14 protein-coding genes are annotated in these 11,532 nt (G+C 67.4%); 3 read left to right on the top strand and 11 right to left on the bottom strand.

Going from position 1 to position 11,532, the window contains the following annotated elements; genetic code table 11:
* Positions 1-23 precede the first annotated feature (23 nt).
* Positions 24-575 (top strand): RSP_2648 family PIN domain-containing protein, encoded by a 552-nt coding sequence (locus tag G3572_RS13300; protein ID WP_164612669.1) that lies wholly within the window; start codon positions 24-26, stop codon positions 573-575.
* A gap of 6 nt (positions 576-581) precedes the next feature.
* On the opposite strand, the gene G3572_RS13295 is transcribed toward G3572_RS13300, so the two are convergent.
* The 8 genes from G3572_RS13295 to G3572_RS13265 all read right to left on the bottom strand — a co-directional run bounded on the left by G3572_RS13295 (position 582) and on the right by G3572_RS13265 (position 6,988).
* Entirely contained in the window at positions 582-935 is a 354-nt protein-coding gene (locus G3572_RS13295) for a hypothetical protein (protein WP_164612667.1), read from the bottom strand.
* Positions 936-1,074: 139 nt separating this feature from the next.
* Positions 1,075-1,761: a M48 family metallopeptidase gene (locus tag G3572_RS13290; RefSeq protein WP_164612665.1), complete on the bottom strand. Its 687-nt coding sequence runs from the start codon at positions 1,759-1,761 to the stop codon at positions 1,075-1,077.
* Between the two features lie 57 nt (positions 1,762-1,818).
* Positions 1,819-2,409, bottom strand: coding sequence for a DedA family protein (locus G3572_RS13285; RefSeq protein ID WP_164612662.1), 591 nt, complete (start codon positions 2,407-2,409; stop codon positions 1,819-1,821).
* Complete coding sequence (locus G3572_RS13280) at positions 2,406-2,777, bottom strand: hypothetical protein (RefSeq protein WP_164612659.1); 372 nt, start codon at positions 2,775-2,777, stop codon at positions 2,406-2,408. The genes G3572_RS13285 and G3572_RS13280 overlap by 4 nt, the downstream gene beginning before the upstream one ends.
* On the bottom strand, positions 2,774-3,955 hold the full coding sequence (locus tag G3572_RS13275) for a vWA domain-containing protein (protein WP_164612656.1): 1,182 nt from the start codon (positions 3,953-3,955) through the stop codon (positions 2,774-2,776). Before G3572_RS13275 ends, G3572_RS13280 begins: the two co-directional genes overlap by 4 nt.
* A 35-nt stretch (positions 3,956-3,990) precedes the next feature.
* Complete coding sequence (locus tag G3572_RS21885) at positions 3,991-4,158, bottom strand: hypothetical protein (RefSeq protein WP_205518724.1); 168 nt, start codon at positions 4,156-4,158, stop codon at positions 3,991-3,993.
* A gap of 39 nt (positions 4,159-4,197) precedes the next feature.
* The gene (locus tag G3572_RS13270; RefSeq protein ID WP_164612653.1) at positions 4,198-5,571 is read right to left on the bottom strand and encodes a DUF2927 domain-containing protein; all 1,374 of its coding nucleotides are present in this window, start codon (positions 5,569-5,571) and stop codon (positions 4,198-4,200) included.
* A 577-nt stretch (positions 5,572-6,148) separates the two neighbouring features.
* Positions 6,149-6,988: an AAA family ATPase gene (locus tag G3572_RS13265; RefSeq protein ID WP_164612649.1), complete on the bottom strand. Its 840-nt coding sequence runs from the start codon at positions 6,986-6,988 to the stop codon at positions 6,149-6,151.
* Between the two features lie 170 nt (positions 6,989-7,158).
* Here G3572_RS13265 and dksA point away from each other — a divergent pair, with 170 nt between their 5' ends.
* The gene (gene dksA / locus G3572_RS13260) at positions 7,159-7,581 is read left to right on the top strand and encodes an RNA polymerase-binding protein DksA (RefSeq protein ID WP_164613180.1); all 423 of its coding nucleotides are present in this window, start codon (positions 7,159-7,161) and stop codon (positions 7,579-7,581) included.
* A 90-nt stretch (positions 7,582-7,671) separates the two neighbouring features.
* The gene (locus G3572_RS13255) at positions 7,672-8,844 is read left to right on the top strand and encodes an FAD-dependent monooxygenase (RefSeq protein WP_164612647.1); all 1,173 of its coding nucleotides are present in this window, start codon (positions 7,672-7,674) and stop codon (positions 8,842-8,844) included.
* On the opposite strand, the gene G3572_RS13250 is transcribed toward G3572_RS13255, so the two are convergent.
* From G3572_RS13250 to G3572_RS13240, 3 genes are read right to left on the bottom strand one after another with little or no spacing between them, the layout of a single operon-like run.
* Positions 8,841-9,896: an AbrB family transcriptional regulator gene (locus tag G3572_RS13250; RefSeq protein ID WP_164612643.1), complete on the bottom strand. Its 1,056-nt coding sequence runs from the start codon at positions 9,894-9,896 to the stop codon at positions 8,841-8,843. The genes G3572_RS13255 and G3572_RS13250 overlap by 4 nt on opposite strands.
* The gene (locus tag G3572_RS13245) at positions 9,863-10,174 is read right to left on the bottom strand and encodes a DUF4387 family protein (RefSeq protein ID WP_164612640.1); all 312 of its coding nucleotides are present in this window, start codon (positions 10,172-10,174) and stop codon (positions 9,863-9,865) included. Before G3572_RS13245 ends, G3572_RS13250 begins: the two co-directional genes overlap by 34 nt.
* On the bottom strand, positions 10,171-11,529 hold the full coding sequence (locus G3572_RS13240; protein ID WP_164612637.1) for an acyclic terpene utilization AtuA family protein: 1,359 nt from the start codon (positions 11,527-11,529) through the stop codon (positions 10,171-10,173). The genes G3572_RS13245 and G3572_RS13240 overlap by 4 nt, the downstream gene beginning before the upstream one ends.
* Between the last annotated feature and the right edge of the window lie 3 nt (positions 11,530-11,532).

Here is an 11,532-nt window from a genome sequence, read left to right as displayed (position 1 = left end):
GTCACGCTTGAGGAGCGGGCGGGATGAGGCTGGTTCTGGATGCCTGCGTGCTTTACCCGACGGTGCTGCGCGAGATCCTGCTGGGCTGCGCGCGGGCGGGGCTATACGAGCCGCTGGTGTCCGAGCGTATCTTGCGCGAATGGGTGCGGGCGACGGCCAAGCTGGGCGCGGCGCAACAGGCGGCGGCCGAGGGCGAGGCGGCGCTGCTGCGCGCGGGCTTTCCTGCGGCGATGGTCCGCGCCCGCCCCGAGATAGAGGCGCGGCTGGCGCTGCCCGATCCCGATGACGTGCATGTGCTGGCGGTGGCGATCGGTGGCCATGCCGATGCGATCCTCACCTTCAATGCCGCCGATTTCCCGCAGCACCTGCTGGCGGAAGAGGGCATCGTGCGGCGCGATCCCGACGGTTTCCTGTGGGAGCTGTGGTCGCACGAGCCGCAGGCGGTGGAGGCTGTCGTGGCGGCGGTTCTGGCCAAGGCCAGCGCCCTGTCCGGGCAGGCCTTCGGCCGCAAGGCGCTGCTCAGGCGCGTGCGGCTGAACCGTCTGGCCCGCGCGATGGATTCGGCAGGCCAGTGAGCGGCATCAGTTCGCGGGAACGATCGGCGAGCTTTCGGGCAGCGGATCGACCGCCGGCACATCGGCGGGGGTGAGCGGGTCAACCGTCTGGTTGGGCACGCCGGGCGTGGGCTGCTCGGATTGCTGGACCGGCGGGGTGCCTTCGGGCGGCGCGGTAAAGGGCGCATCGCCCGGAACCGTTTCTCCTGTGCGCCCGTCGATCTGATCGCTGGGGCCGGGCAGCGGGTCGCTTTCCGCCGCCTCGTAGCCGAGCCACCATACAAAGCCGATGCCCACCGCGATGACCACGAGGATCATGCCGATGAGCGGTCCCCGATGGCGGCGCTGCTGTTTGTCGATATTGGTCTGGGGGGCGGACATGGGGCCTCCTTGGTCTTATCCTGATGTTCCCCTGACAACGCGCGGATGCGCCGCAGGTTCCCGGTCGCGGCCGTGGAAGGCGAAAGATCGCCGATCGCGCCCGCTGCGGAAGATGGCGCAGGCGCGGCGTCGGGGCGCGTCAGCGGGCCTGCCAGCGGAGTTCGGCGGCTTCGATGGCCTTGATCCGTTCTTCGGTCTTGGGATGGCTGAGCAGCCAGGCCGGGACGCCCGCTCCGGCGTTGTTCGTCAGCGCCTGAAGCTTGCGGAACAGCGATTTTTGCGGGGCGGTGCCGATGCCGGCCTTGACCAGCAGGGCGCTGGCGTAGGCGTCGGCCTCGAACTCGTCGCGGCGCGACATGCGGGCCATCAGCGCGGTGGAGATCAGGTTGGCGATCCAGATGCCGAGCACGGGGATGAAGCGGTTCAGAAGCGCCGAGAGCATGACGAAGACGGCGTTCTGGCCGGTGAAGTCGATCATGCGCCGCCGGGTGTGGCCGAGCGCGACATGGCCCAGTTCATGCGCGATCACCGAGGCCAGTTCTTCGGCGCTGACCTCGCCGCGCGCCTTTCGGTTCAGAAAGCCGCGCGTGAGGAAGATGCGGCCATCGGGGGCGGCAAGGCCGTTGACCGCGTCGATCTCGTAGACGTTGACCTTGATCGTGGGGATATCCAGCGCCTGTGCCATCTGGTCGGCCAGCCGCGTGATGGCGGGGTCGGTCAGCGGCTGGGACTGTTCGTCCAGCATCTTGGAGGTGCGCCAGACCGAGAAACGCCACATCAGGAGCGCGTAGGCGATGGCGAGGATGACGGGCAGGAACTTTATCATGCTGGGGAATATGGGGCGCGGTCGCGGATCGGGAAAGGGCGGGGGCGTGGCAAAGCGTCACTCTGACCGCTTGGCCAGATGCCAGAGCCACCAGCCCAGACCCGCCGCGATGGCCCCGGCGGCGAGGAAGCCGAGGATGGAGCCTGCAAATTCGGTGGCAGCCTCGAGATTGTCGCCGAAGCTGTAGCCCGCCCCGACATAGACGCCGACCCAGACCAATTCGCCCGCGAAGGCGGCGGTGGCGAAGGGGAACCAGTTCATCCGGCTGGCCCCTGCGATGAGGTTGGCGTAGGGCGCGAGCGGGCTGACGAGCCAGCGGGTGAGAAACACCGCAAGGGTGCCGCGCCGCGCCACCTGCACGCGGGCGCGGTCGAGCAGTTGGGCGCGCGCGCCGGTGGCGATGCGGTCGACAAAGGGTGCGCCGCCCTTGCGCGCGGCCCAATAGGCGGTCTGGTCGCCCAAGGCGGCGCCGGTGAGGGCGGCGACGGCCACCTGCCAGACCTCCAGATCATCGGAGGCGGCAAAGCCGCCCGCTGCGAGCATCAGCATCGAGGCAGGCACCGGCACCCCGATGCAGGAGAGGAAGGTGACGAAGGCCACCAGCAACGGCCCGTAGGTGGGCACGGCAGAGAGCAGCCATTCGGTCACGGTGCGCTGGCCCCGTTGCCCGATGGCGCGCCGGTGGGAGCGGCGCGCAGGTGAAGGATGCTCGCCTCGATCTCCGCGATCAGCTGCGACAGGGGGATGCCACGATCTTCGGCCAGTTGTTCCAGCGTCATCGCGCTGCCGCGCACCGGGGCGGGAAGGCCCGCCGCTTCGTAAAGGTCACGCGGGGCAAGCTGCCAGCTGCGCGCGACATAGCGCAGGGTCATCCAGCCTTCGACCTGTTGTTCTTGCCGGGCGGGGTCGGACCAGTAGATCACCTGCGCCACGAAGCGTCCGGCGAAGAACAGCGTGAGCATCAGCGCGAGGGCGAACAGGCTGGCCAGCACGGGATGGCGGCGAAACAGGGTCATCTGATCTCCTTTATGCCGCGCGTGAGGCCTTCGAGGGTCATCGGCACCATGCGATTGCCGAAGATCTCGGCAATCAGGCGGGTCGAGTGGGTGTATTGCCAATGTGGTTGCGGCACCGGGTTGATCCAAAGGTGATGCGGCCATTGGGCGCAGGCGCGTTCGAGCCAGACATGGCCTGCCTCGGGGTTCCAGTGTTCGTTCGCGCCGCCGGGGTGCAGGATTTCGTAAGGCGACATGGCGGCATCGCCCACGAAGATGCAGCGGTAATCGGGGCCGTAGCTGCGCAAGACCTCCCATGTCGGGGTCTGCTGATCCCAGCGGCGGGCGTTGTCGCGCCACACGCCTTCATAGAGGCAGTTGTGGAAGTAGAAGGGCACGAGGTGCTTGAATTCGGAGCGGGCGGCGGAAAACAGCTCCTCCATCACGCGGATATAGGGGTCCATGCTGCCGCCGATGTCGAAGAAGATCAGCACCTTGACGGCGTTGCGCCGTTCGGGGCGGGTCTGCACGTCGAGCCAGCCGGTGCGGGCGGTGGCGTCGATGGTGCCGTCGAGGTCGAATTCCTGCGCCGCGCCGTCGCGCGCCCATTTGCGCAGGGCGCGCAGGGCGATCTTGATGTTGCGGGTGCCGAGGTCGATCTGGTCGTCGAGGTTGCGGAATTCGCGCTTGTCCCAGACCTTGACCGCGCGCTGGTGGCGCGAGCCGTCTTGGCCGATGCGCACGCCTTCGGGGTTGTAGCCATAGGCGCCGAAGGGCGAGGTGCCGGCGGTGCCGATCCACTTGTTGCCGCCCTGATGCCGGCCCTTTTGTTCGGCAAGGCGTTGTTTCAGCGTCTCCATCAACGCGTCAAAGCCGCCAAGCGCCTGAATCTGCGCGCGTTCTTCGGCGGTGAGGTGCTTTTCGGCCAGCTTTTGCAGCCAGTCGGCGGGCAGGTCGATGGCGTCGAGCACCTGTTCGGGGGTGATCGCGTCCAGCCCCCTGAACGCTTCGGCAAAGGCGCGGTCGAAGCGGTCGATGTGGCGTTCATCCTTCACCATCGCCGTGCGGGCGAGGTAGTAGAAGCCTTCGACATCATAGGTGGCAAGGCCGGCGGCCATGCCTTCGAGAAAGGCGAGGAATTCGCGCAACGACACGGGCACGCCGGTTTTCCGAAGGGTTTCGAAGAACGGCAGGAACATGGCTCAGGCCTTTGGGGGCTTGGGCTGGGCGCGCATCAGGCGAGGGCGCGTTCGAGGAAGATGGTGAGAAAGAGGCCCACGAGCATGAAGGCGATGGCATAGCCCGCCGCATATTGCGCCATGTCGAGCCGGTTGCCGCCCCGTTTCCTGGCGGTATAGGCCCCTGTCGCGACCCCGAGAACCAAGCCTGCCAGAACGATCATCCGCTTCCCCTTGCCGTTATGCGGGGAAGCGTTGGTGCCTTATCCCCGCCCGCCGCGCCGGGCCAGTGTCGCGATATCCGACAGCCGTGCCCGCACCTGCGCATCCGAGCCGAAGGCATAGCGCGCCCAGCCCTGACTGTCGAGACGAACCGGCCGGGCTTCGGCGGAGCGGCCCGTGGCGTCGAGCGCCTCGGCCCGCATGGCGAGCAGCGACGCCAGCAGCGAGGCGTTCTGGTGGCTGCGCGCGACGGGGATGGAGCGGTCGGTGAAGGCGAGCACCTGATCGAACTGCCCTGCCGAGAGGGCAAAGGCGCTGAGGTGCATGTCGACATGGGCGGCGTGGATCTGCGCGCCGGGGATCGCGCGCCAGAGGCGGGCGGCCTGCGAGAAGGCCTCGATCGCGGCGGGGGCGTCGCGGCCAGAAAGCGCGCGGCCACGGGCAAAGAGGCTGAAGGCCATGCGCCCGTCGGTCCAGCCTTGCGCCTTGGCGATGGTGATCATGCGTTCGGCGGCTTCGGGACGGGCGCCTGTGCGGCCGGCGAAGGCGGCTTCGGTCGCGGAAATCCACGACCGGGGGCTGAGTTGCTTGGGCGCGCCGCCGATGCCCTGACCGCGCGGATTGAGCCGTGCCAGAAGCGCGGGCAGGCGGGCGGCCACCTCGGCCTCGTTCATGCCCGAGCGCAGTTCGGGGGCGTAGTGGAGGCGCAGCATCAGCATGTCGAAGCCGGTGAGCACCGAGTGGAAATTGTCATCGTTGAACACGGAATCGGGCAGGCGGAACAGGTCGTTCAGCGGCCCCATCGCCTGTGCCAGTTCTTCGTGCAGGCAGTCGCGCACCTCTTGCGGGCTGCCGTCGGACGGGGCCATGATCGCCACCCGCTCGCGCCGGACCATCCGCGCCCAGTCGACGGCGGCAGTGTTGCGCTTTCGGGCGTAGTCGGCCAGCCCCGAGACATTGGGCACCACAAAGCAGGCCGCCGATGGCACCACGCGGCGCAGGGCGGCGGTGGGCTGGAAATCGATGGTGATCGAGGCGGGGCCGCTGGTCTGGCTGATGTCGAGCCCGGCCTCGGACCGGAAGCGGGCGATCAGGCGGGTGAGTTCGCCGCGCGCCACGGGCGGCACATCGCCCGACAGGGCCACGGTGATGGGGCCTTCGAAGCGCGTCAGCACGGGCAGCGCGCGCCCGCTTTCCATGCGGAATTGCAGGTCGAGGAAATCGGCGGCCAGTTCGCCATTGCCGCGCATCACGCCGATGGCGGGGCCGGAGGCAAAGGCATGCATCGCCGTTGCGCCCGGACGGGCCACCTGTTCGTCGAAGCGGCCCTTTGTTACATCGGCGGCGGGAGTTGCGACGCAGCCCGACAGGGCGGTGCCAAGGGCAAGGGCGGCGAACAGTTTGGCAAGGCGCATGAGAGTGGCAGCTCTTTTGCATGGGGCGACGCAGATTGCGCCCCCGGTTTCATTCCAAGGCTGCTGCCGGGGCAGATCCGGCTGGCAAGCCCATGAGTCGTGTAACGGGAATCCCCCGATTCCCGCCCTCCGCCGATCGCGGCGCAGAGGCGCGCGGATCCGGGAGAGATGCAGCGGGGCAAGGCCGCAGCGGAACGTGCGGCTGGCCCCTGTCCTGTCCGGCCGGGGCGCGCGCAGGCCCGCCGACCCCGCCCGCAGGCAGCGGGCGCAAGATCGGGGAACACTGGGGCGGTCATGGCCATTCTGGCGCGCCTTTGGCTGGAGAGGACAAAATTCAGTGAACAGGCCCCGAATGTCCGTAACGGGGCGGCACTGTGTCAATGATGTGGAAAATGCGACGGCGGGACGAGTCTACCCATCGCGGGCGAAAGGGCGAAAGGCACCGCATCTGCCCGAATGGGCGCACGGAATATTTCACAATATTTCAGAAATGCCGCATTCGTGATCTGATTGTGTCAGAACTATGGCTAAAGCACGGCAAGATTGCCCGATTCGTCGCTCGGGCGGCAACAATGCCCTAGCGACCCGCGCGGGACATGAAGGCGAGCCGCTCGAAAAGCTGCACATCCTGTTCGGTCTTGAGCAGCGCGCCATGCAGGCGCGGCAGGGCGGATTTGGCGTCGCGGCGCAGGTCTTCGGGGCCGAGGTCTTCGGCGAGGAGGAGTTTCAGCCAGTCGAGCACTTCGGAGGTGGAGGGCTTTTTCTTGAGCCCCGGCGTGTCGCGAATCTCGTAGAACTGGGTGAGGGCGGTGGTGAGCAGCGTCTCCTTGATGCCCGGAAAGTGCAGCGACACGATGGCGCGCAGCGTGTCGGGATCGGGGAATCGGATGTAGTGGAAGAAGCAACGGCGCAGGAAGGCGTCGGGCAATTCCTTTTCGTTGTTCGAGGTGATGATGACCACGGGGCGGTGCAGGGCGCGGATGGTCTCTCCGGTCTCGTAGACGTGAAACTCCATCCGGTCGAGTTCCTGCAACAGATCGTTCGGGAATTCGATATCGGCCTTGTCCACCTCGTCGATCAGCAGCACAACCCGCGCGGGAGCGGTGAAGGCCTGCCACAACTTGCCGCGCCGGATGTAGTTGGACACGTCATGCACCCGCGCATCGCCGAGCTGGCTGTCGCGCAGGCGGCTGACGGCATCGTATTCATAGAGGCCCTGTTGCGCCTTGGTGGTGGATTTCACATGCCATTCAATGAGTTCCATGCCGAGCGCCGCCGCGACCTGACGGGCGAGTTCGGTTTTTCCGGTGCCGGGTTCGCCCTTGACGAGCAGGGGACGTTGCAGGGCGACGGCGGCGTTGACGGCTGTGGTGAGATCTTTGGTGGCCACATAGCTGGCCGTCGATTGAAAGGTCATTTCGGATGCCGTCCCTGCGGAATGTGTCGCGCGCAGGCTATCGGTGCCCACAAAATGTCGCAACACCTAGTGACAATCGTATCGAAAAGGTCTAGGTGCTGCGCGAACAGGAGTGCGCCATGACAGAAGCCCACCTGTCGGTGCGATCCGACACATTGGAGAGTGCTGCGATGAAGCCAGAAGCCTTCCTGCCGGATGATTATCGTCCTGCCGAGAATGAGCCTTTCATGAACGACCGGCAGTTGGAGTATTTCCGCCGCAAGCTGTTGACATGGAAGCAGGAGCTGATGGACCAGAGCGCGGAAACCCTTGGAAACCTGACCGAGAGCGGGCGCAATGTGCCGGATCTGGCCGACCGTGCCTCGGAGGAGACCGACCGCGCGCTGGAGCTGCGCACGCGGGACCGCCAGCGCAAGCTGATTTCCAAGATCGACGCGGCGCTGCGCCGGATCGACAATGGCGAATTCGGCTATTGCGAGATGACCGGCGAGCCGATCAGCCTCAAGCGGCTGGATGCGCGCCCGATCGCGACGATGACGCTGGAAGCGCAGGAAAAGCACGAGCGCCGCGAGAAGGTGCATCGCGAGGAGTGATCCCGTCGGGGTTTTTGCCCGGCCTTTGCAGGGTTTGAAAGACTGACGCCGGGCCGATGGTCCGGCGTTTTACATTCGGGGGGTGGGCGGATGAGCCTGATCGGGCAGAGTGTCACGGTGTTGGGGGCGGGCGTGGCCGGGCTGGCGGTGGCGCGGGCGCTGGCCCTGCGCGGGGCGCAGGTGACGGTTCTGGAACAGGCCGACGCGGTGCGCGAGGTGGGCGCGGGTTTGCAGATCAGCCCGAATGGCGCGGCGGTGCTGCGGGCGCTGGGCCTCGGCGCGGCGCTGGAGGCCGTCTCGACGCGGGCGGCGGCGGTGGAGTTGCGCGACGGGCCGACCGGCGATCTGGTGACGCGGCTGGATGTGGCGGGGGCGGGCTATCATTTCGCGCATCGGGCCGATCTGATCGCGCTGCTGCTGGAGGGCGCGCGCGAGGCAGGTGTGGAGTTGCGTCTGTTGCAGAAGATCGAGGCGGTTGACCTGACGGGCGCGCGGCCGGGCTGGCGCAATGCGCAAGGCGGCACGGGCGAGACGGGGCTGCTGATCGGGGCCGACGGGCTCCATTCGCAGGTGCGGCGGGCGTTGACGGGCAAGGTCGCGCCGTTCTTCACCCATCAGGTCGCTTGGCGCGCGCTGATCCCGGAATCGCCGGGGGTGCCGAATGTGGCCGAGGTGCATATGGCGCCCGGGCAGCATCTGGTGAGCTATCCGCTGCGCGGGGGCCGTTTGCGCAACATCGTGGCGGTGGAAGAGCGGCGGACATGGGTCGAGGAAGGCTGGTCCCTGCGCGACGACAGCATGGATATGAAGCTGGCGTTTCAGGGCTTTTCCCCGCGCGTGCGTGGCTGGCTGGAGCAGGTGCAGGATGTCTGGCTGTGGGGGCTGTTCCGGCACCCCGTCGCGCGGGAGTGGTTCCGCGTGACCGAGCAGGGCGCGGCGGTGATTCTGGGGGATGCCGCGCATCCGACGCTGCCGTTTCTGGCGCAGGGGGCCTGCATGGCGCTGGAGGATGCCTGGGTGCTGGCCGATGCCCTCGCCACGCATGACAGCTTGGCGGCGGGGCTGGCGGCCTATCAGGCGGCGCGCGCCTCGCGCTGCACGCGGATCGTGGAGGCCGCGAACACAAATGCGCGGCTCTATCACCTGTCAGGACTGGCGCGGGGCGTCGCGCATCTGGGGCTGCGGCTGGGGTCTGTGGTCGCGCCGCAGGCGGCGCTGCGGCGGTTTGACTGGCTTTACAAGCATGACGTGACCGCGCGCTAGCGGAACAGCCGGTCGACGACGGGGGCGAGCAGGATCACGAGGATAATGCGCAAGAGGTGATGGCTGACCACATAGGCCAGATCCGCCCCCGCGATGATGGCGATGACCACCATTTCCGCCTGCCCGCCCGGCAGGAAGGCCAGAAACACATCGAGCGCGGGCGCAAGGCCGGTGAGGTAGATCACCTCGAAGAAGGCGAGCGAGATGGCGGCGAGGATCAGGGCGTAGACCACGCCCGCGCCCACATCGATGCGCAATTCGCGCCATGTGATGCCGGAGTATTTCACCCCGACCGCGATGCCGATGAAGAATTGCGCGGCCCAGATGATCTCGGCAGGCGGGCGGGTGGTGAGGATGCCCGCCAGCGACAGGGCGGCGGTCAGGATCATCGGGCCGAGGATCGATGCCCCGAAGAGGCCGACGCGGGCGGCGATCTTCCAGCCTGCAAATCCTGCCGCGATCATCAGGGCGATCTGCACGGGGTCCGTTTCGATGGCCGCCTTGCCGGGGGCCTGCGTCAGGTCGATGCCCCAGTAGAGCGTCATCACCAGCGGGGCCGAGGTGACGATGACCAGAACGCGGGTGGCGTGGATCAGCGAGAGGGCGCGCACGTCGCCGCCTGCTTCCTCGCCGAACACCAGCATGTCCTGCAAGCCGCCGGGCATGGCGGCATACCATGCGGTCGGGTGGTTGAAGCCGAAGGCGTAGCGGAAGAGCGGGTAGCCGATGGCCCCGATCACCACGATGAACAGCGGCACGAACAGCAGCGACCACGCGAAATCGGGCAGGTGGCCGAGGGTGGCGGGGGTGATGGACGAGCCGACCGCCACCCCCAGAAAGGTGCGCATGAAGGTGCCGAGGGTTCCGGCATCCTGCATCTTCGCGCCCATCAGCGCGGCGACAAGGCAGGCCGCCATCGGGCCGAGCAGCAGCGCCAGTGGCAGGTTCAGCGACCAGAACAGCGCCGCCCCGGTGGTCGCGACGGCAAAGGTGGTCAGGCGCGGGCGGGTGAGGAGGGTCACACCGCCATCTCGTCGAGGAGATGCGCCCATTGCGCGCCGTGCATGTCGCGGTCTGCCGCCGACCCCTGCACCACGGGGCGGGGGATCGAGAATTTGATGACGTGCAGATCGGGGATGTCGAAGCGCTTCACCAGTTGCTCGGGCGTGGCATAGAGGCGGGCCACGTCGGAGGTGTGCAGCCGTGGCAGGACCGAGGCATAAGCCTCGGACGTGCCGCAGAAGATGTCGATGGTGACCCAGAAGGGGCCGGCGTTCTTGGAGCGGACCTTGAGGACTTGCTGGCCAAGGGGCTGTTTCTGCGTGCTCATGCGCCCACCTCGGTGACGGTCAGGCGGAAGGCCTGCATCGGGTCTGACAGGTCCATCACGTGATTGAGCGCAAATTCGTAAAGCGCGCCGCGGTCGGTGGTGGCGGGGGAATAGGGGAAGGCGAAGGTGGGCAATTCCTCATCCTCGGTCAGCGGGTAGTGCAGCACGAATGGGTTGATCAGCTTGCCGATCTCGGCGGCGATGCCTTGCGTGGGGGCGGTGACGATGCCCAGCACGCCGACCTCGACCGGATGGCCTGTGCGGTTTTCCAAGGGGCCGAGCGCGCCATCGACGCCGATCAGCCGGAAGTCGAGGCTGTAGCTGTCAGGCGCAAGGCCCATGCGGCGCGAGATGGTGTCGGTCAGGAAGGTGGCGAGTTTTGCCACCCAGTCGCGCGCGTGGGCCGCATAATGCGCGCCGCGCAGGATGGCCATGATGGTGGTCTGATAGCCCGCGATGCGCGCGCCTTCGAGTTTGACCGTATAGCGGCCCGCCACCCATTCCGAGCCTTCCACCCGCACGCGGCGGGCGTCGAGCGCGGTGTAGCGGGCGCGCGTCACATCCAGATGCCCGCCCGGTTCATAGAGGATGAAGGGGTCGGTGTTTTCGTAAAGCATGTGGGCAGAGACGGAATGGGGGGTGCAGAGCGCGGTTTCGTGCATCGCCTCGACCGTGAAGCCGCTGTCGTCGAAATCGACGACGATCACGCCCGAGGTGGGGTTGGTGGAGCAGAGCGCGCCGCATTCGGCGATCTTGGCCCCGTGCCATGCCGCCCCCGCGTGATCGCCACGCGCAAGCGGCAGGGCGGCGATGGTGGCGGTATCGGTGGTGCGGCCCGCGATGATGATCTCGGCCCCTGTGTCGATCGCGGCCTGTATCTGTTCGGCCCCGGCGAGCGCCACGATGTTGGTCATGCTGGCGAGGGTTTCGGGCGAAATCTCGGGGGCGGGGGTGAGGGGGATGATGCGGCCCTCGCCCAGGGCCCTGGTGACGGTATCGGCGGTCTGGCTGGAGTAGAGGCGGGCGACGCGCAGGGTCTGGCCCAGCTCGCGCGCGAGTTCGGCGGTGATGTCGAACATCCAGTCGACAGTGGCATCGGCGCCGCAGGTGCCTGCGGTGCCGATCACCAGCGGCACGCCCGCTTCGGCGCGGGCGAGCATCAGGTCGCGCCATTCGGATTTGGTGGCGGCGCGGGCGTATTTGGACTGGCCCGCGCCAAGGCTGAAGGGCCCACTGTCGGTGGACCCTCCGTCGATGGCGATGATGTCGGGACGCATGGCCACCCCGCGCGCAAGGGCGGTTCGGTCAAAGCCGAGGCCGAGGACGCCCGAAGGCACGAGAACGCGGGTGGGCATGGG

Source organism: Pseudotabrizicola algicola (genome assembly GCF_010915705.1).
In the GTDB taxonomy this organism is placed as follows: domain Bacteria; phylum Pseudomonadota; class Alphaproteobacteria; order Rhodobacterales; family Rhodobacteraceae; genus Pseudotabrizicola; species Pseudotabrizicola algicola.
The sequence above is the reverse complement of the archived record's forward strand: the minus strand, read 5'-3'. Positions and strand labels throughout refer to the sequence as shown.